Here is an 18571-nt window from a genome sequence, read left to right as displayed (position 1 = left end):
GGTGGTTCAGCCTTCCCGGGTGAGGGTGCCGGAGCGCAGGACGGTGACGACGCAGGCGCCGCCGAGGCCGACGTTGTGCTGCAGGCCCACGGTGGCGCCCGGCACCTGCCGGGCCCCGGCGGTGCCGCGCAGCTGCCAGGTGAGTTCGGCGGCCTGGGCCAGGCCGGTGGCGCCCAGCGGGTGGCCCTTGGAGATCAGGCCGCCGGAGGGGTTGACGACCCACCGGCCGCCGTGGGTGGTGGCACCGGACTCCACCAGCTCACCGCCCTTGCCCTCCTCGCACATGCCCAGCGCCTCGTAGGTGAGGATCTCGTTGACGGAGAAGCAGTCGTGCAGCTCGATCACGTCGACGTCCTCGACGGTCAGGCCCGCCTCGGCGAGTGCCTGCCGGCCCGCGGCGCGGGTCATCCCGACGCCGACGACGTCGATCGCGGAGCGGTCGGCGAACGCCGCCCCGGTGTCGGTGGTGAGCGCCTGGCCGACGATCTCCACCGCCCGGTCCTCCAGCCCGTGCTCGCGGACGAACCGCTCGCTCGCCACCACCACCGCGCCGGCCCCGTCGGAGGTGGGCGAGCACTGGCTGCGGGTCAGCGGGGCGTGGATCGGCTTGTCGCCGAGCACCTGCTCCAGGGTGTACTCCACCTGGAACTGGGCGTACGGGTTGTCGACGGAGTGGCGGTGGTTCTTCACCGAGACGGCCGCGAGCTGCTCGACGGTGGTGCCGTACCGCTCCATGTGCTCGCGGGCGGCGTTGCCGAACAGCTGGGCGGTCATCGGGGACTGCTCCCAGCCGTACTTCTCCACCATGATGCCCAGCTGGCGGTCGAGCGGGGTGACCTTGGGCAGGCCGCCGGCGCCCGGGGAGAGCACGCCCTTGTTCATCTTCTCGAAGCCGACGGCCAGGGCGCAGTCGGCGAGCCCGGTGCGCACCCAGTCGCGGGCGGTCAGCAGGGCGGTGGAACCGGTGGCGCAGTTGTTGTTGAGGTTGACCACGGGGATGCCGGTGAGGCCGATGTCGTACAGCGCCCGCTGGCCGGCGGTGGACTGCTCGAAGACGTAGCCGACGGCGGCGCGCCGCACCTGCGCGTACTCCACGCCCGCGTCGGCGAGGGCGCCGGTGACGGCCTCGCGGACCATGTCGGGATACTCCCAGTCGCGGGTCTCCGGCTTCTCGAACCTGGTCATGCCGACGCCGATGACGAACGTCCTGTCCATGGGGGGTTCCTCTCCTGGGGAGTTCAGGACCGGGCGGGGCCGGGGACCGGCTCGGGGTCGCGGGGCAGGCCGAGCAGCCGCTCGCCGATGATGTTCAGCTGCACGTCGGTGGTGCCCCCGGCGATGGACAGGCAGCGGGAGTTGAGGAACATCCAGGTCGCGTTCCGCCGGCCGAACGCCTCCCCGGAGGCGCCGTCGAGCGACTCCGGCCCGGACCAGTCCATGGCGGTCTCCCACACCTGCTGGACGTGCTCGACGCCGATCAGCTTGGCGATGCTGGACTCGGCGCCGGGCTGTGCCCCGGACAGCGAGCGCAGCGTGGTGCGCAGGCCGAGCAGTCCGCCGGACTGGGCGTCGGAGAGGATCTTCCCGAGCAGCGAGAGCCGCTCGTCGTCCATGGCCCGGGGTGCTCGGCGGCCAGGGTGAGCAGGGCCTCGCCGCCGCTGCCGAGCGAGGAGTCGTGGGAGAGCGAGACCCGTTCGTTGGCGAGGGTGGTGCGGGCCAGCTTCCAGCCGTCGCCGGGACGGCCGACCAGGAGCTCGTCGGGGACGAAGACGTCGTCGAGGAAGACCTCGTTGAACAGGGCGTCGCCGGTGATCTCGCGCAGCGGGCGGACGTCCAGGCCGGCGCTCCTCATGTCGACCAGGAAGTAGGACAGGCCCTTGTGCTTGGGGGCGCCGGCGTCGGTGCGGGCCAGGCAGATCCCCCAGTCGGCCTCGCGGGCCATGGAGGTCCACACTTTCTGGCCGTTCAGCCTCCAGCCGCCCTCGACCTTCTCCGCGCGGGTGGACAGGGCCGCCAGGTCGGAGCCGGCGCCGGGCTCGCTGAACAGCTGGCACCACACCGTGTCGCCGCGCAGCGTCGGCGGCAGGAACCGCCGGTGCTGCTCGGGGCTTCCGTGGCTGATCAGGGTGGGCACCACCCAGGCGCCGATGACCAGGTCGGCCGCGCGCAGTTCGGCCGCGCGCATCTCCTCGGCGATGACCAGCTGGGTGACGGCGTCGGCGCCGCGGCCCCAGGGGGCCGGCAGGTGGGGGGCGGTGAAGCCGTGCTCGGCGAGGTAGGAGAGCCGCTCGGGGCCCTGGAGCTCGCGGGCGGGCTCCAGGACGGCGCGGACCTCGGCGCGGACCTGCTCGGCGTGCTCGGGCAGCTCGACGTCCAGCGTGCGGCGGGCGCCCTCCAGGGTGAGCGAGGCGACCCGGCGGCGCCAGGCGGCGGACGGGCCGAGCAGCAGCCGCAGGCTCTGGGCGCGCCGCAGGTACAGGTGGGCGTCGTGCTCCCAGGTGAAGCCGATGCCGCCGAGGGTCTGGACGCAGTCCTTGGCGGTGGCGAAGCCCGCGTCCACCGTGACGGCCGCGGCGACCGCCGCGGCCAGCTCGGCCTCGCGGGGGTCGGCGACCGCGCCGGGCACCAGGGCGCGGGCGGCGTCCCAGGCGCAGGCGCGGCCCTGCTCGGCCTGGGCGAGCATCCTGGCGCAGCGGTGCTTGACGCCCTGGAACTGGCCGATCCTCCGGCCGAACTGCTCGCGGACCCGGGCGTACTCGGCGGCGGTGGCGGTGGCCCACTCGGCCAGGCCGGACGCCTCGGCGGCGAAGAGCGCCGCGGCCAGGTCCAGCGGGCGCCGCTCGCCGAGGAGGGAGAGCACGTCAGTGTCGTCGAGGGCCACGGCGTCGGCGCGGAAGCGGGAGTTGCGCCGGGTGCGGTCGTGGCTGCCCAGGTCGGTGGCGGTCAGGGCCGCGCGGCGGACCACCGTCCAGACGGTCCGGTCGCCCTCGCGCGCCGGCAGGACCAGGAGTTCGGCCAGGTGGCCGCCGAGCACCGACTCGGACTGCCCGTCGAGCACGGCCCGCCCGGCCGGGTCGCGGGTCAGGGTCAGGGTGCCGGGGCCGAGGCCGACGGCGGCGACGGCGGAGCCGTCGGCGAGCGCGGGCACGAGGTCGGCGCGGCCGGCCCCGTCCAGCACCGCGGCGGCGAGCACCGTCGGCAGGAACGGGCCGGGCACCAGGGCGCGTCCCAGTTCCTCGACGACGACGGCGAGTTCGACCAGGCCGTAGCCCGCGCCGCCGGCCTCCTCGGGCAGGTGCAGGCCGAGCAGGCCCTGCTCGGCCAGCAGCGGCCAGAAGCCGGGGAGCGTCTCGGTGTCCGCGTCCACCGCCGCGCGCACCACCTCGGGGGTGACGTGGCGGGCGGCCCAGCCGCGGACGGAGTCCCGCAGGTCGCGGTGTTCCTCGGTCAGTCCAATGGTCATGACGTCCTCACAGGGCTTCGTGGTGCTGGTTCCGTGCGTCGGCGGGGGGGTTCACACGCGCTCGATGACGGTGGCGGTGGACAGGGCGCCGCCCGCGCACATGGTGATCAGGGCGGTGGAGCGGTCGCTGCGCTCCAGCTCGTGCAGGGCGGAGGTGATCAGGCGGGCACCGGTGGAGCCCACCGGGTGGCCCAGGGCGATGGCGCCGCCGTTGACGTTGACCTTGTCCATGTCGGCCTTGTGCACCCGGGCCCAGGACAGGACGACCGAGGCGAACGCCTCGTTGATCTCCACCAGGTCGATGTCGTCCATGGTCATGCCGGCCCGCTCCAGGACGTGGGCGGTGGAGTCCACGGGCCCGTCCAGGTGGTAGTAGGGGTCGGCGCCGACCAGGGCGGAGGAGACGATCCGGGCGCGGGGGCGCAGGCCCAGGGCGCGGGCGCGGTCCTCGTCCATCAGCAGCACGGCGGCGGCGCCGTCGCTGATCTGGGAGGAGTTGCCGGCGGTGTGGATGCCGTCGGGCAGCACCGGCTTGAGCGCGGCCAGCTTCTCCGCGGAGGTCTCGCGCAGCCCTCCGTCGGTGGTGACGGTGGTCTCGGTGCCGTCGGCGCCGGGGGCCCGGACGGGCAGGATCTCGCGGTCGAAGCGGCGCTCCGCCCAGGCCGCGGCGGCCCGCTGCTGCGAGAGCAGGCCGAGGGCGTCGACGTCGGCCCGGGTGATGCCGCGGTTCTTCGCGATGCGCTCGGCGGAGGTGAACTGGTCGGCCATGTCCACCGACCAGCCGGGCGGCTGGGGGCTGCCGGTCTCGGGGGTGAGCGCCTTGCCCAGGAAGACCCGGCTCATGGACTCCACGCCGCAGCCGATGCCGGCGGTGACGGTGCCGGAGGCGATCAGGCCCGCCACCAGGTGGACGGCCTGCTGGGAGGATCCGCAGGCGCAGTCGACTGTGGTGGCGGCGGTGGTGTACGGCAGTCCGGCGTGCAGCCAGGCGCCCCGGGTGACGTTGTTGGACTGCTCCCCGGCCTGGGTGACGCAGCCGCCGACGGCCTGCCCCACCTCCTCGGGGGCCAGCCCGGCCCGCTCCAGCACCCCGCGCTGGGCGAGGCCGAGCAGCTGCGCGGGGTGCAGCCCGGCCAGGGCGCCCCCGCGGCGGCCGATGGGGGTGCGCACTGCTTCGACGATGACGGCTCGGGCCATTTCGACTCTCTCCAAGATCGGTGAAATTGATTTCAGTTCATTGGGCGGAAAAATACCCGACGGCCACGGCCGCCGGGTACCCCCTCAGTCCTGCTGCTCTCCGGACAGCACCTTTCGCGCCCACCGGTAGTCGGCCTTGCCGCTCGGCGAGCGCACCACGGAGGGCACCACGGTCAGCGCGGCCGGCACCTTGTAGCCGGCGATCAGGCCCCGGCAGTGCGCCTGCAGATCCGCCGCCCCCGGCTCGGGCGCGTCCGGCGCAGCTCGACCACCGCCGCGACCCGCTGGCCGAACCGGGGGTCGGGCACCCCGGCCACCAGCGCGTCCAGCACGGCCGGGTGCGCCTTCAGCGCCTCCTCGACCTCCTCGGGGAACACCTTCTCCCCGCCGGTGTTGATGCACTGCGAGCCGCGGCCCAGCAGCACGATCGAGCCGTCCTCCTCGACGACGGCCATGTCGCCGGGCATCACCCAGCGGACGCCGTCCACCGTGCGGAAGGTCTCGGCGGTCTTCCTCTCGTCGTTGTAGTACCCCAGGGGGACGTGGCCGCGGCGGGCCACCCAGCCGGGCTCCCCGGACCCCGGTGCCACGGGCCTGAAATCCGGGCCGACCACCTGGACGGCGGGGCCGACGGTCAGCCGCGGCCGGCCGTCCTCGCCCACCACCACGGAGCCGTCGACGCCGGACTCGGAGGCGCCGAAGCCGTCCCGCAGCGTGACGTTCGGCAGCAGCCGCCGCAGTTCCTCGCGCACGCTCCGCGAGAACAGCGCGCCGCCGGAGGCGACGTGGGTGAGGGCGGACAGGTCGTACTCGGCCCCGTGGGCTGCGATCGCGTCGGCCAGCGGCCGGGCGATGGCGTCGCCGACCACGGCGAGGGTGAACGTCTTCTCCTCCTGGACCAGCCGCAGGCAGTCCACCGGGTCGAAGCGCCGCTGCAGCACCACCTTGAAGCCCATGAAGAGGGCTGTGAAGAGGGTGTAGGAGGCAGCACCGTGCATCAGCGGGATCGGGACCAGGAAGCCCATTTCCGGCATCGCGGCGGCGCCGGCCGCCACCGCCTCGGCGGAGCGGTGCGGCTCACCGAACGGGTTGCCCCCGCCCAGCGCGGCGAAGAAGAAGTCCTCGTGCCGCCACATCACCCCCTTGGGGTTTCCGGTGGTGCCGCCGGTGTAGACGATGTACAGGTCGTCGTTGCTGCGGCCGGCGAAGTCGGCCACCGGGCTCGCGGCGGCCAGCGCCTCCTCGTAGTCGGCGGCCCGGACGCCGGACGGCCATTCCGGCGCCGCGGCGCCGGCGCCGCCCCGGCCGCGGACCACCACGACCCGGCGCAGGAGCGGGCAGCGGTCCAGCGCCCCGGCCGCCGCCGCGGCGAACTCCTCGTCCACCACCAGGGCCACCGAGTCGGAGTCGGTGTAGAGGTGGACGAGTTCGCGGTCGGTGTAGCGGTAGTTGACGTTGACCGGGACCGCCCGGATCTTCAGGCAGCCGAGCAGCGCCTCGACGAACTCGACGCCGTTGAGCAGGTGCAGGGCCACGTGCTGCCCGGGCCGGACACCGGCCGCGGCCAGGTGGTGGGCCAGCCGGTTGGCCCGGGCGTCGAGCTCGGCGTAGGTGAGGCGGTCCTGCTCGCACACCACGGCCGTCCGGTCGGGGACGGCGGCCGATACCGCTTCGAAGACATGGGCGAGATTGAGGAGCATGGTGGGGCCCTTCAAAAGGGTGACGCGGCCGGAAGGTGGCGCGGGGCCGCGCAGGGCTTCATGTCGGGGCTCGAAAATTAGAGGGCGTTCCCGCGCCGCACAAGGCTTCGTCCCACTGGCCGGGAGCGCCCGGGAGGGCGCGGCTTCAGCCGACGACCCCTGACTCCCGGAGGGCTGCCAGCCGGTCGGGGGTGACACCGGCACCGGCCAGCACCTCGTCGGTGTGCCGGCCGACGACCGGCGGGGGGAGCCGCACCTCGGCGGGCGTGGCGGAGAAGCGCGGGGCCGGGGCGGGCTGCACGACGCCGTCGCGGGTGACGAAGGTCCCCCGGGCCGCGTTGTGCGGATGCCCGGGCGCCTCCTCCATCGACAGCACCGGTGCCACGCAGGCGTCGCTCCCGGCGAAGACCTCCTCCCACTCGTCGCGGGTGCGGGTCGCGAAGGCGGCCCGCAGCCGCTCGCGCAGCGCCGGCCAGGCGGCCGGGTCGTACTGTCCGGCGGCGGCCTCGCCGTCCGTGCCGTCCGCGCCCAGCCGGTCCAGCAGTTCGGCGAAGAACGCGGGCTCGATCGGGCCGACCGAGACGTGGCCGCCGTCGGCGGTGGCGTAGACGTCGTAGAAGGGAGCCCCGGTGTCCAGCAGGTTGGTCCCCCGCTCGCCGCCCCACAGGCCCGCCGCGCGCATGCCGTAGAACTGCGCCATGAGCAGCGCCGAGCCGTCGGTCATCGCCGCGTCGACCACCTGCCCGGTGCCGCCGCGGGCGACGGAGAGCAGCGCCGCCACCATGCCGCAGGCCAGCAGCAGCCCGCCGCCGCCGTAGTCGCCGACCAGGTTCAGCGGGGGGACGGGCGGCTCCCCCGCGCGGCCGACGGAGCCGAGCGCACCGGACAGCGAGATGTAGTTGATGTCGTGCCCGGCCCGGTCCGCGAGCGGCCCGTCCTGCCCCCAGCCGGTCATCCGGCCGTACACCAGGCGGGGGTTGCGCTCCAGGCAGACGTCGGGGCCGAGTCCCAGCCGCTCCATGACTCCGGGCCGGTAGCCCTCGATCAGGGCGTCCGCGCCGGCCAGCAGGTCCAGGACCAGCTCGACCCCCTCCGGCGCCTTGAGGTTCACGGCCACCGAGCGGCGGCCCCGGGAGACCACGTCGGCGCGGACGGCGGCCGGGTCCGGCGTGCCGCCCCACCCGGGGGTCAGCCGGTCGATCCGCACCACGTCGGCGCCGAGGTCGGCGAGCACCATCCCCGCGAACGGCCCCGGTCCGATGCCCGCCATCTCGACGACGGCCAGTCCTGCCAGTGGTCCCACGGCTCCACCTCCACGATGCGTCGGGCCGGGTCGACCCTTGCTCAAAATTAGAATACATACTAGTTTCGCGGCCACCGGGTGCCCGCAGCCGAGGCCCCGCCGAGACATCTCAGGAGCGAACCATGGGTGGAACAGTCAGCCTGGAGGGGCGGGCCGCCGTCGTCACGGGCGCGGGCGGCGGCCTCGGCCGGGCCGAGGCACTGGCGCTGGCCGCCGCGGGCGCACGGGTCGTCGTCAACGACATGGGCGAGGCCGCGCACAAGGTCGTGGAGGAGATCCGCGGCGCCGGCGGCGAGGCCGTCGCCGTCCTGGGCGACGTCGGCGACTGGTCGCTGGGCGAGCGGCTGGTGGGCACCGCCGTGGAGCACTTCGGCAGCCTGGACATCGTGGTCAACAACGCGGGCGTGCTGCGCGACACGATGCTGTTCAACCTGACGGAGAAGGCCTGGGACGACGTCCTGCGGGTCCACCTCAAGGGCCACGCGGCCGTCTCCCGCGCCGCGGCCGTGCACTGGCGGGCCGCCTCCAAGGCGGCCGGCGGCCCGGTCTACGGCCGGGTCGTCAACACCTCGTCGGAGGCGTTCCTCTTCGGCGCCCCCGGGCAGCCGAACTACGCGGCGGCCAAGGCCGGCATCACCGCGCTGACGCTGTCCACCGCGCAGGGCCTGAGCCGCTACGGCGTGCGGGCCAACGCCATCTGCCCCCGCGCCCGCACCGGGATGACGGAGCACGTCTTCGGCGACGACCCGGCCGGCAGCCGGCTGGACATCCTGGCCCCGGAGCGGGTGGGCGCCTTCGTCTCCTACCTCGCCTCGCCCGCCGCGGACGGCATCAACGGCCAGGTGTTCGTGGTCTACGGCGACATGGTCGCGCTGATGGCCGCCCCCACCGTGGAGAAGAAGTTCGAGGCCGCCGACGGCGTCTTCACCCCCGCGGAGCTCGACGAGCAGCTCACCCCGTACTTCGAGGGCCGCAACCCCTACCACAACTACGCGGCCTACAGCGTGGCGGAACTGGACACCACCGGCGTGCAGAACCTCACCGTGTGAGGAAGCGGCGGGCCGACCCCGGGCCGACCCCGGGGGCAAAACGCAGAAAACCTGCCCGGTCTGCCCTTTTCGCTCTACGGTTCGCCGCCGCGGTTCATCCGCCCGTCGGCCCCGGGACCGACGGTCCCGGGGCCGTCGCGGCGGCGCTACGGCGCGGCGTCGCCGCGCAGCACGGCCTCCGCGCCACCGTCCACGTAGACCAGCTGGCCGGTGACGTGGGTGTTGTCCGGGCCGCCAGCCACAGCAGCGCCTTGGCGACCGCCTCGGGCGAGGCGTAGCCGTTGAGCGGCATCGGCACCGCCGCGTCCATGACCGCCTTCATCGCGGGGTCGGCGAAGATCCAGTCGGTCATCGGGGTGCGGACGGTGCCGGGGCCGACCGCGTTCAGCGGAATGCCGGCGTCGGCCCAGCCCGGCGCCACGCAGGTGCGGCGCACCCAGCGGACCAGCGCGTTCTTGGAGGAGGGGTAGAGCCGGCGCTGCTCGCCGCGCTCGACCGCCCCCTGCGCCAGCCGCAGCGCCGACGGCTCGTCCCCGGCCAGGCACGCCTCGACCAGCTCCGCGTCGAAGGGCTGGGTGACGGTGATGGAGCCCACCGTCACGGCTCGCGGATCGGTGCCCCGGGCCAGCAGCGGCCGCAGCCCGGTGAGCAGTTCGGTGACGCCGAAGTAGTTGACGCCGACGGCCTTCGGGACCGGCTCGGCGATCCCGGCGCAGGCGACCACCGCGTCCAGTCCGTCGCCGAACAGCGCGGTCAGCGCCTCCAGTGCCGCCCGCCGCCCCTCGGGGGCGGACAGGTCGGCGCACACCTCGGCCTCCTTCAGGTCCACTCCGACGACCCGGTCGCCCCGGGCGCGGAGCATGTCTGCCGCCGCCCTCCCGATGCCGGATGCGGAGCCGGTGACGACCACACGCCGTGCCATGGTTCTCCTCCCGATACGTGCCCGGTGGAGCCCGGGTCGCCGGGCACGCTAGCCGCGGGCCCGGGTGCGGGGGCTCCCGCTCCCGGTGACCGGGAGGAACAGGAGGAGCGGGCGACGGGGAAGGCGGGGGCGGGCGCGGAGGACGAGGGAGGCCCGGGTCAGTCCTGGGCGGGCGGGGGGCTTCCCGGTGCCGCGTTGGACAGGCCGGCCAGCAGCAGCCGGCAGGCGAGCCGGACGTCGGACTCGGCGTCCGGCATGGAGATGCGGCCGTTGAGGCTGGACTGCAGTACCCCGTACCACAGTTGCAGCAGCAGCCGCAGGAGCGTGATGTCGTGGGCGGTGGGGTGCTCCAGGCCCATCGCGTCCAGCAGGATCTTGCGGAACCCGCGGTCGATGCGGCCGACGTCGGTCACCGTGGCCGCGTTGGCCGCGTTGGACGAGGAGATCATCGCCATCGCGAGGGCCGGGCGCCGCATCAGGGCGTGCGTGGACTTCTGCAGGACCGCGAACGCGGCCTCGTCGGGCCGCAGGTCGGCCCTGGGCGCTTGGCCAGCCGCTCCGACAGGCGCTCCATCTGGTCGGCCATCACGCCGACGAACAGGTGCGTCTTGGAGGGGAAGTACCGGTAGAGCGTCCCGATGGCGACCCGGCGCCCTTGGCGACCTCGTGCATCTGGACCGCTCCAGGCCCTTGTCGGAGGCGAGTTCCGCCGCCACCTCCAGGATCCGCAGGTAGCGGGCCCGTTGCTCGGCGGAGGTGGGTTCGGCCGCCGCCCGGCCCTCGGCGACTCTGGCCACTGCTGCCTCACTCCCTCGGGGTTCGGAACGCCTCGACAATACACAGCCCGGGGCGTTCGCACGGGAGGTGATCCCACCGCCTCCGGGCCGCCGGGCGCCAGTTCCCCTTCCGGTGAGCGGGACCGGACGTGCCCCGGGCCCCCTCCGTGCGGTTGCGTCTGCCCTGCACGCCCACGGACGACACAGGAGGCACGGTGAGCGGGACCCCGATGACATGGGACGCGGAATGCGACGTACTGGTGGGCTCGGGGGCGGGGGCGCTCACCGGCGCCTGCACGGCCGCCCTCGAAGGGCTGGAGACGGTGGTGCTGGAGCGGACCGCCCTGGTCGGCGGCACCTCCTCCTACCGGGGGCCTGCTGGCTCCGGCAGCCGGGTGCAGGAGCGGGAGGGCGTCGCCGACTCCACCGAGCTGGCCCGCACCTACCTGCGGTCGCTGCTCGGCGAGGGCACGGCCGAGCGGCAGGACGCCTTCGTCGACACCGCGCCCGCCGTGGTGGAGATGCTGGAGTCGACCCCGGACGTGGAGTTCGCCTGGCAGCCGTTCCCGGACTACTTCGACGCCCCCGGGCGCCTGGACCTGGGGCGCTCCCTCGTCGCCCGGGACCTGCCCGCCGAACAGCTGGGCGAGCTGGCCGCGCTGGTCCGGCCGCCGGTGGACCTCGACCGCGCCGGGCAGGGCAACGGCCCGGTCCTGTCGGCGGGACGGGCGCTGATCGGACGGCTGCTGCTGGCCCTGCACCGCACCGGCCGGGGCGAGGTGCGCACCGGCACCGACGTGACGGAACTGGTGGTCGACGGCGGCCGGGTGGTCGGCGTCCGGGCGGTGACGGCCGACGGCGTGCCGGCGGTGCGGGCGCGGCGCGGCGTGCTGCTGGCCGCCGGCGGCTTCGAGCGCGACGCCGCCGGGCGCCGGGCCCGGAACGTTCCCGGCTCGGCCGACTGGTCGATGGCGCCGGACGGCAGCAACACCGGAGGGGCGATCCGGGCCGCGACGGCGGTCGGGGCGGCCACCGAGCTGATGGACCAGGCATGGTGGTGCCCGGTGTCGCCGCAGCCGGACGGCTCGCCGTCGTTCGTGCTCGGCCTGCGCGGCGGCCTGTTCGTCGGCGCCGACGGCCGGCGGTTCGCCAACGAGTCGCTGCCCTACGACCGGATGGGCAGGGAGCTGAACGCCGACCCGGGCAACCGCGTCCCGGCCCACTTCGTCTTCGACTCCCGGTACGGCGGCCGGCTCCCCGCCGTCTGCGTGCCCGACCTGGACCCGCAGGCCTGCCTGGAGTCGGGCGCGTGGGTCCGGGCGGACACGGTGCCCGAACTGGCGGAGCTGATCGGCGTGGACGGGCAGGCGCTGGCCGGGACGGTGGAGGAGTTCAACCGCTTCGCCGCCGAGGGCGCCGACCGCGCCTTCCACCGGGGCGAGGACGCCTACGACCGCTACTTCGCGGACCGCCGGGCGACCACCCCCAACCACTGCCTGCAGCCGCTGGAGCAGCCGCCGTACTACGCGGCCCGGATCCTCCCGGGCGACCTGGGCACCAAGGGCGGGCTGCGCACCGACGCCGACGCCCGGGTGCTGCGCGAGGACGGCACCGCGATCGAGGGGCTGTACGCGGCCGGCAACACCGGTGCCTCGCTCAGCGGCGCCGTCTACCCGGGGCCGGGCATCCCGCTGGGCACCGCGATGATGACGCGTTCGCGTACCGGCGGTGCGCCACCTGGCGTCCGGCCCCGCACCGGGCGCCTGAGCCCGGACGGGCCGGACGGTGACGGGCGGCGGCCCGCAGCCCCTCCCCGGGGCTGCGGGCCGCCGCCCGTCACCGTCCGTCGCAGTCCGCGCCGCGGCGCGCGGTCAGACCAGGTGGTCCTCCACCGTCGCGCCGAAGGCGTTGCGGCCGTACATCGCCAGGGTCCGTTCGACGTCGTTGGCCACGTGCACGCTGCCCGCGTGCACGTCGCGCCAGGCCCGCTCGAGGGGGTGGCCGCGGCGCAGCGACATCCCGCCCGCCGTCCTGAACAGCAGGTCGACGGCCTCGACGGCCCGCTCGGTGGCGCGGACCTGGTCGCGGCGGGTGCGCAGCCTCAGTTCGACGGGGATCGGCCCCCGCGCGGCGGCGCACTCGGCCAGCTCGGCGAGGTTGCGCTCGGTCTGCAGCACGGCGGCGTCGATCTCGCAGGCCGCGCGGGCCACCGCGACCTGCGCGTACGGGTCCTCGGTGAAGCGTCCGCCGCCCAGGCTGAGCCGGACCCGCTCCCTCATGACGCCCGTGTAGTGGTCGTGGGCGCCTGCCGCGGCACCGATCAGCGGGGCGGTGATGGCGTGGGTGAACACCGCGGCGAACGGCAGCCGGTACAGCGGCCCGGTGTTGGCCTTCTGGCCCGGGCCGCGCAGCTGCGCCTGCTCGTAGTTGCGCATCACCCGGTGGGCGGGGACGACCGCGTCCTCGACGACGATGTCGTTGCTGGCCGTGCCGCGCAGCCCGACCACGTCCCACACCTGCTCGATCCGGTAGTCGGAGCGGGGCACCAGCACCGTCAGGAAGTCCACCGGGCGGCCCTCGGCGCCGACCGCCAGCGCGCCCAGCAGCGCCCAGTCGGCGTGCTCGCAGCCGGAGGAGAACCGCCACCGGCCGGAGAGCCGGTGGCCGCCGTCGCCGTCCGGGACGAGCCGGCCGACGGGCGCGTAGGAGGAGGAGATCCGGGTGTCCCGGTCCCGGCCCCACACCTCCGTCTGCGCCCGGTCGTCGAAGAGGCCCACGTGCCACGGGTGGACGCCCAGCACCGAGGCCACCCAGCCGGTGGAGGCGCAGGCCGCGGCGATCTCGCGCACCACCCGGAAGAAGTCCACCGGGTCGCCCTCCAGTCCGCCGTGGCGCCCGGGCTGGAGCATCCGGAAGACGCCCGCGGCGGCGAGGTCGCGGACCGTCTCGTCGGGGACCCGTCCGGACTCGTCGGTCCGTCCCGCCCGCTCGGCGATGGCGGGGAGCAGTGCCCGCACCGACTCCAAGACCTGGTTGCTCATCCGTGCCGTCCTTTGCAGTTCTTCCGTCCCGGCAGGCCGCGAACCTAGTTGCGCCCCGGCGGCACCGGCACCGCGCGTCCCGGCCAGCGGGACTGTCCGGCCGCCGGGGCGTGCGCCCGCCCTAGCGTGTGCGCGATCGAGACACGAAGGGAGCGGATGGCCGTGACCACCACTCAGTCCGAGCAGGACGAGGTCCGCATCATCGACGCCGGGACGGTTCCCACCCGATTCGCCCGAGGCTGGCACTGCCTGGGCCTGTCGAAGTCCTTCAAGGACGGGAAGCCGCACCCCGTCCACGCCTTCGGCCAGAAACTCGTCGTCTTCCAGGGGGAGAACGGCGAGATCTCCGTGCTGGACGCGTACTGCCGGCACATGGGCGGCGACCTCTCCCAGGGCACCGTCAAGGGGAACAACGTGGCCTGCCCGTTCCACGACTGGAGGTGGGCGGGCAACGGCCGCTGCGCGGGCATCCCCTACTCGCGCCGGGTGCCCCCGCGGGCCCGCACCCGCTCCTGGCCGACGCTGGACCAGGACGGGCTGCTGTTCGTCTGGCACGACCCGGAGGGCAACCCGCCGATCCCGGAGCAGGCGATCCCGCGGATCGAGGGCGGCCTGAGCGACGAGTGGAGCGACTGGGTCTGGAACTCCGTTGTGGTGGACACCAACTGCCGCGAGATCATCGACAACGTCGTGGACATGGCGCACTTCTTCTACGTCCACTACTCCTTCCCGACGTACTTCAAGAACGTCTTCGAGGGGCACGTCGCCACCCAGTACCAGGAGGGCCTGTCCCGGGTGGACGTCCGCCCGCCGGCCGAGGACGGCGAGCCGCAGCTGCAGGGCAACACGTCCATGGCCGCCTACCACGGCCCGTCGTTCATGATCGACGACCTGGTCTACAAGTACGACACGATGGACATCGAGTCGGTGCTGATCAACTGCCACTACCCCGTCACCGAGAACAAGTTCGTGCTGATGTACGGCATCGTGGTGAAGAAGTCGCAGCACATGCCGGGCGAGGCCGCCGACCGCCAGGCCGAGGGCATGGGCAACTACATCGCCAAGGGCTTCGAGCAGGACATCGAGATCTGGCGGAACAAGACCCGGATCGAGAACCCGCTGCTGTGCGAGGAGGACGGCCCTGTCTACCAGCTGCGCCGCTGGTACGAGCAGTTCTACGTGGACGTCGCCGACGTCACCCCGCAGATGACCGACCGGTTCGAGTACGAGCTGGACACCACCCGCCCGCTGGAGGCCTGGAGGCAGGAGGTGGCGGACAACATCGCCCGCAAGGCCTCGGCGGCCGCTGCCGCCGGCGACGGCGCCTCCTGATCGCGGAGGGGAGCAGGGAGGAGCGCGGCATGCAGCCGTTGGAGTGCGGCCGGTGCGGCGGCCGGGTGCAGGTGGAGAAGTACAGCTGGCAGCACACCAGCGTGCAGTGGACGGCGGCCTCCCGGGCCGGCTGTGCCGAGCTGCGCGGGGCCGGTGGCGGCTCGGCCGGCTCCTGCGGGGCACTGCGGGAGTCGATCCGGCGGGCGGCCCTGGACGGACTGATCACGGTTCCCGACCCGGACGGGGAAGGAAAAGAGGAAGAGGAGGGAGCCCGGTGATCGATCGGGAGTTCTACGGCCCGTGGGCGGTCGTCGCCGGGGGCTCGGAGGGGGTGGGCGCCTCGTTCGCCCGCCTCCTCGCGCAGTCCGGCATCAACCTGGTGCTGATCGCCCGCAAGCCCGGGCCCCTGGAGCAGACCGCGGCGAAGGTGAGGGCGCTGGGCGTGGAGGTCCGCACCCTGTCGCTGGACCTGCTCTCCCCCGGCGCCCCGGAGACGATCGCGCAGGCCACCGCCGACCTGGACGTGGGCCTGCTGATCTTCAACGCCGGGGCCAACACCCACGGCGGCGAGTTCGTCGAGTCCGACCCGGCGGACGTGCAGAAGGTCATCGACCTCAACATCACCTCCCAGTTGCAGCTGTCCCGGCACTTCGGGGCCCGGCTCAAGGCCCGGGGGCGCGGCGGCCTGATGCTGGTGGGCTCGCTGGCCGGCTACCTCGGCCACGAGAACATGAGCATCTACGCGGCGGCCAAGGCGTTCGGCCGGATCTTCGCCGAGGGACTGTGGCTGGAGCTGAAGCCGCACGGCGTGCACGTGCTGGAACTGGTCCTGGGGGTGACCCGCACCCCCGCGATGGAACGGGCCGGCCTGCGGATGGACCTGCCGGGCCTGAAGGTCGCCGAGCCCGACGACGTGGCGGCCGAGGGCCTGGAGCACCTGCCGCACGGCCCGGTGCACGTGGCGGGCGGCAACCAGTCGACCGCCGAGTCCCGCAGCGGGTTCCCCCGCGACCGGGTGGTGCAGCGCAACGCGGACGCCTCGAGGCGGCTGACGGGCCGCTGAGAGGCTACTGAGAGGCCGCTGCGGAAGCGTCCGGGGCGGGTCGGCCGAGGGGCCGGCCCGCCCCGGACGCATCGAACACGGCGAGGGGGCGCCGGTGTCCTGCGACACCGGCGCCCCCTCGCCGTTCCGGGTGCGCGGTTCAGCGGCCGGCCGCTGCGGCGGCCCGGCCGGCCCGGCGGCCGAAGAAGGTGCCGTCGCCGAGCGAGGTGCCGCTGATGTAGTTCTCGCCGTGCATCCCCGAGGAGGCCCGGCCGGCCGCGTACAGGCCCTCGATCGGCTGCCCGGCCAGGTCGAGGACTTCCCCGTCCACCGTGGTGTGCAGGCCGCCCAGGGTGAAGCCGGCCACCCCGGTGGTGCTGCCGGCACGCTCCGGCCGGTCGGCGTGGAAGCGGATCCGGCTGTCGATCGCGGCGTACGGGGGGCTCAGCGGGCGCAGCCAGCGGGCGGCCTTGTGGAAGTACGGGTCCTCTCCGCGTTCGGCGGCCTCGTTGTAGGCGGCGACGGTGGCCTGCAGGGAACCGGCCGGCATGCCGGTCTCCTTCTCCAGTTCGGCCAGGGTTTCGGCGACGTGGTGCGGCCGCACGCCCCAGCGTTCGCGCTCGTCGAGCGACTCGTAGCCCTCCTCGTCGACGATCGTCCAGACCGGTCCCGGCCGGCGGTGCACCGCCGCGTGGCTGATCAGGCCGGGATAGGTGTCCTCGTTGACGAACCGTTGGCCGAGCGCGTCGACCAGCATGCCGCGGGCGATCAGGCCGGGGACCACCGACAGGGCGGTCTCCACCACGGACATCCTGCGGGTGGCGGCGCCTGCCGCGGCGGCCATCGTGATGCCGCTGCCGTCGTCCAGTCCGTCGCTGACCTTGTCGTGGCCGAGGAGCTGCGGGGCGTGCTGGGCGAGCATCTCCTCGTTGTCGACGAAGCCGCCGGTGGTGACCACCACCCCGCGGCGGGCGCGGTACAGCAGTTCCTCGCCGTAGCGGCGGGCGGCGACGCCGACGACCCGGCCGCCGGCGTCGACGACCAGCGACGTCGCGAGGGTGTCGGTGTGCACGCCGACGCCGGCGTCGACGACGGCGGCGGAGAGCTTCTCCATCAGCAGCCAGCCGCCGAAGGAGGAGGTGCCGGGGCGGTGGCCGCGGGGGGCGGGCTTGGCGATCCGGTCGAAGGGCCAGCTGTTCTCCCCCAGCCACATCAGGCCGTCCTCGGTGAGCGGCATCCAGGTGGGAGCGTCCCACAGCGAGGCGTTGAAGGAGACCCCGCGGTCGACCAGCCACTGGTAGTGCTCGGTGCTGCCCTCGCAGTAGAGGCGGATCTTGGCCCCGTCCGCGTGCGGGCCCAGGGCGGCGGTGAGGAAGGCCTCCATCTCGGCGGGGTGTCGTCGAAGCCGCAGGCCCGCTGCACCGGGGTCCCGCCGCCGAGGTAGATCTCCCGCCGGACAGGGCGGAGGAGCCGCCGGGGCCGCCGGCCCTCTCGATCAGCAGCACCTCGGCGCCGGCCGCGGCGGCCTCGTGGGCGGCTGCGGCTCCCGCGCAGCCGAAACCGAGCACGAGGACGTCGGCCTCGTGGTCGTAGGACTGCACCTGCTCGGCCGCGCGCGGGGCGGCGGGGGCGTTGCGGTTCATCGGAGGTCTCCTTTGCTCCTGCGGTCCTGGGGTGCTGGGGGCTGGGGGCTGGGGTGCTGCGGTGCTGGGGGCGGAACGCGAAGAGGGCCGGATCCGGGAGGTCCCGGATCCGGCCCGGTGGTGCCGGTGACGCCGCGTCGGGGGGGTGCGGCGGTGCTGGCGCGGTGTCACCGGCTCGGTGTCACTTCTTCGGCGGGACGAATGCGGCCAGCGGTTCGGAGCCCGACCAGTCGTGGCCCCAGTAGCTGTCCGCGGTGATCTCCTCGGCGGTGTAGGTGGACTCGTCGACGAGCATCCCCTCGGTGCCGTACTCGACGTCCCAGCCGCCGGGGGCGCGGACGTAGAAGGAGACCATCTTGTCGTTGGTGTGCCGGCCCAGCGTGGAGGAGATCGAGAAGTCCAGCTTGCGCACCCTGTCCAGGGCCGTGCCGACCGCGTCCAGGGTGTCGACCTCGACCATCAGGTGGACCAGGCCGGGGGCCTGCCCGTGCGGAGCGGGGCAGACGGCGAGGCTGTGGTGCCGCCGGTTGACGCCCATGAAGCGCACCCGCCGCGGCGGGTCGGCGTCCGGGCCGCCGACCCGGATGGCGCCGCGCGGCAGGAAGCCGAGCACCTCGGTGTAGAAGTCGACGGTCTCCTCCGGCCGGGTGGTGGGCAGCACCACGTGGCCCATGCCCAGGCCGTCGGTGACGAACCGCTGGCCGAGGCCGGTGATCACCGGGCTGTGGTCGAGGACGGGGCCGAAGAAGACCTCCAGCCGGGTGCCGGCCGGGTCCTCGAAGGCGACGGCCGCCTCCACGTCCCGCTCCCGCACCTCCTCGGCGGTCAGTTCCCGCACCGTCCTGCCGGACTCCTCGACCGCGCGGCGGACCTCGGCGAGCGCGAACCGGTCGCGCACTTCCCAGCCCACCGCGAGGACGCGGTCCGTGTCGCCCGGCAGCAGGACCAGCCGGGCGCGGCGTTCGTCCATGCGCAGGTACAGCCCCTCGGGGTCGGGGCCCGATCCGGTCGCGAAGCCCAGCCCGTCGACGGCCAGTTCGCGCCAGCGGTCCAGGTGACGGCTCTGGACCCTGAGGTATCCCAGTCCGCGGATGTGGGTCATT

General features: G+C 74.2%; 14 protein-coding genes and 2 pseudogenes. 5 read left to right on the top strand and 11 right to left on the bottom strand.

The features are described 5' to 3' along the window. Positions 1-6: 6 nt before the first annotated feature. From GQS52_RS25955 to GQS52_RS25935, 6 genes and pseudogenes are all read right to left on the bottom strand, one after another. The gene (locus tag GQS52_RS25955; protein ID WP_182315976.1) at positions 7-1215 is read right to left on the bottom strand and encodes a lipid-transfer protein; all 1209 of its coding nucleotides are present in this window, start codon (positions 1213-1215) and stop codon (positions 7-9) included. A gap of 23 nt (positions 1216-1238) precedes the next feature. Next, positions 1239-1532, bottom strand: a complete 294-nt coding sequence (locus GQS52_RS28485) for an acyl-CoA dehydrogenase family protein (RefSeq protein ID WP_346268280.1) — start codon at positions 1530-1532, stop codon at positions 1239-1241. Continuing rightward, complete coding sequence (locus tag GQS52_RS25950) at positions 1478-3463, bottom strand: acyl-CoA dehydrogenase (RefSeq protein WP_346268265.1); 1986 nt, start codon at positions 3461-3463, stop codon at positions 1478-1480. The genes GQS52_RS28485 and GQS52_RS25950 overlap by 55 nt, the downstream gene beginning before the upstream one ends. 51 nt (positions 3464-3514) lie before the next feature. Beyond that, a complete protein-coding gene (locus tag GQS52_RS25945; protein WP_182315975.1) occupies positions 3515-4660 on the bottom strand; it encodes a steroid 3-ketoacyl-CoA thiolase in 1146 nt (381 codons plus the stop codon). An 84-nt stretch (positions 4661-4744) separates the two neighbouring features. After that, positions 4745-6360 (bottom strand): annotated as a pseudogene (locus GQS52_RS25940) (acyl-CoA synthetase). A gap of 145 nt (positions 6361-6505) precedes the next feature. Next, entirely contained in the window at positions 6506-7663 is a 1158-nt protein-coding gene (locus GQS52_RS25935; protein ID WP_275946489.1) for a CaiB/BaiF CoA-transferase family protein, read from the bottom strand. Between the two features lie 122 nt (positions 7664-7785). Between GQS52_RS25935 and GQS52_RS25930 the strand changes: the two genes are divergently transcribed. Then, positions 7786-8712: a 3-oxoacyl-ACP reductase gene (locus GQS52_RS25930; RefSeq protein ID WP_182315973.1), complete on the top strand. Its 927-nt coding sequence runs from the start codon at positions 7786-7788 to the stop codon at positions 8710-8712. Positions 8713-8806: 94 nt separating this feature from the next. Here GQS52_RS25930 and GQS52_RS25925 read toward each other — a convergent pair whose 3' ends face one another. Beyond that, positions 8807-9634, bottom strand: coding sequence for an SDR family oxidoreductase (locus GQS52_RS25925; RefSeq protein WP_259370989.1), 828 nt, complete (start codon positions 9632-9634; stop codon positions 8807-8809). A 158-nt stretch (positions 9635-9792) separates the two neighbouring features. Then, the gene (locus GQS52_RS25920) at positions 9793-10647 is read right to left on the bottom strand and encodes a hypothetical protein (RefSeq protein WP_259370988.1); all 855 of its coding nucleotides are present in this window, start codon (positions 10645-10647) and stop codon (positions 9793-9795) included. Here GQS52_RS25920 and GQS52_RS25915 point away from each other — a divergent pair. Then, positions 10641-12092 (top strand): annotated as a pseudogene (locus GQS52_RS25915) (FAD-binding protein); the annotation flags it as partial. The gene GQS52_RS25920 and the pseudogene GQS52_RS25915 overlap by 7 nt on opposite strands. Before the next feature lie 189 nt (positions 12093-12281). Here GQS52_RS25915 and hsaA read toward each other — a convergent pair. Next, the gene (hsaA, locus tag GQS52_RS25910; RefSeq protein WP_182316739.1) at positions 12282-13451 is read right to left on the bottom strand and encodes a 3-hydroxy-9,10-secoandrosta-1,3,5(10)-triene-9,17-dione monooxygenase oxygenase subunit; all 1170 of its coding nucleotides are present in this window, start codon (positions 13449-13451) and stop codon (positions 12282-12284) included. Between the two features lie 156 nt (positions 13452-13607). On the opposite strand from hsaA, the gene GQS52_RS25905 reads away from it, so the two are divergent. Genes GQS52_RS25905 through GQS52_RS25895 form a run of 3 tightly spaced genes read left to right on the top strand, consistent with a single transcriptional unit; the run spans position 13608 to position 15846 of the window. Then, a complete protein-coding gene (locus tag GQS52_RS25905; protein ID WP_182315972.1) occupies positions 13608-14783 on the top strand; it encodes a Rieske 2Fe-2S domain-containing protein in 1176 nt (391 codons plus the stop codon). Positions 14784-14812: 29 nt separating this feature from the next. Further along, positions 14813-15061 (top strand): hypothetical protein, encoded by a 249-nt coding sequence (locus tag GQS52_RS25900; RefSeq protein ID WP_182315971.1) that lies wholly within the window; start codon positions 14813-14815, stop codon positions 15059-15061. After that, positions 15058-15846, top strand: coding sequence for an SDR family NAD(P)-dependent oxidoreductase (locus GQS52_RS25895; RefSeq protein ID WP_182315970.1), 789 nt, complete (start codon positions 15058-15060; stop codon positions 15844-15846). Before GQS52_RS25900 ends, GQS52_RS25895 begins: the two co-directional genes overlap by 4 nt. Before the next feature lie 139 nt (positions 15847-15985). Here GQS52_RS25895 and GQS52_RS25890 read toward each other — a convergent pair whose 3' ends face one another. Both GQS52_RS25890 and GQS52_RS25885 read right to left on the bottom strand, forming a co-directional pair. Further along, positions 15986-17209, bottom strand: a complete 1224-nt coding sequence (locus GQS52_RS25890; protein ID WP_259370987.1) for an FAD-dependent oxidoreductase — start codon at positions 17207-17209, stop codon at positions 15986-15988. A 440-nt stretch (positions 17210-17649) separates the two neighbouring features. Continuing rightward, the gene (locus GQS52_RS25885; RefSeq protein WP_182315969.1) at positions 17650-18570 is read right to left on the bottom strand and encodes a VOC family protein; all 921 of its coding nucleotides are present in this window, start codon (positions 18568-18570) and stop codon (positions 17650-17652) included. Position 18571 lies beyond the last annotated feature (1 nt).

It is taken from the genome of Streptomyces sp. SCUT-3 (assembly GCF_014083985.1).
Lineage (GTDB): Bacteria > Actinomycetota > Actinomycetes > Streptomycetales > Streptomycetaceae > Streptomyces_H > Streptomyces_H thermolineatus.
The sequence above is the reverse complement of the archived record's forward strand: the minus strand, read 5'-3'. Positions and strand labels throughout refer to the sequence as shown.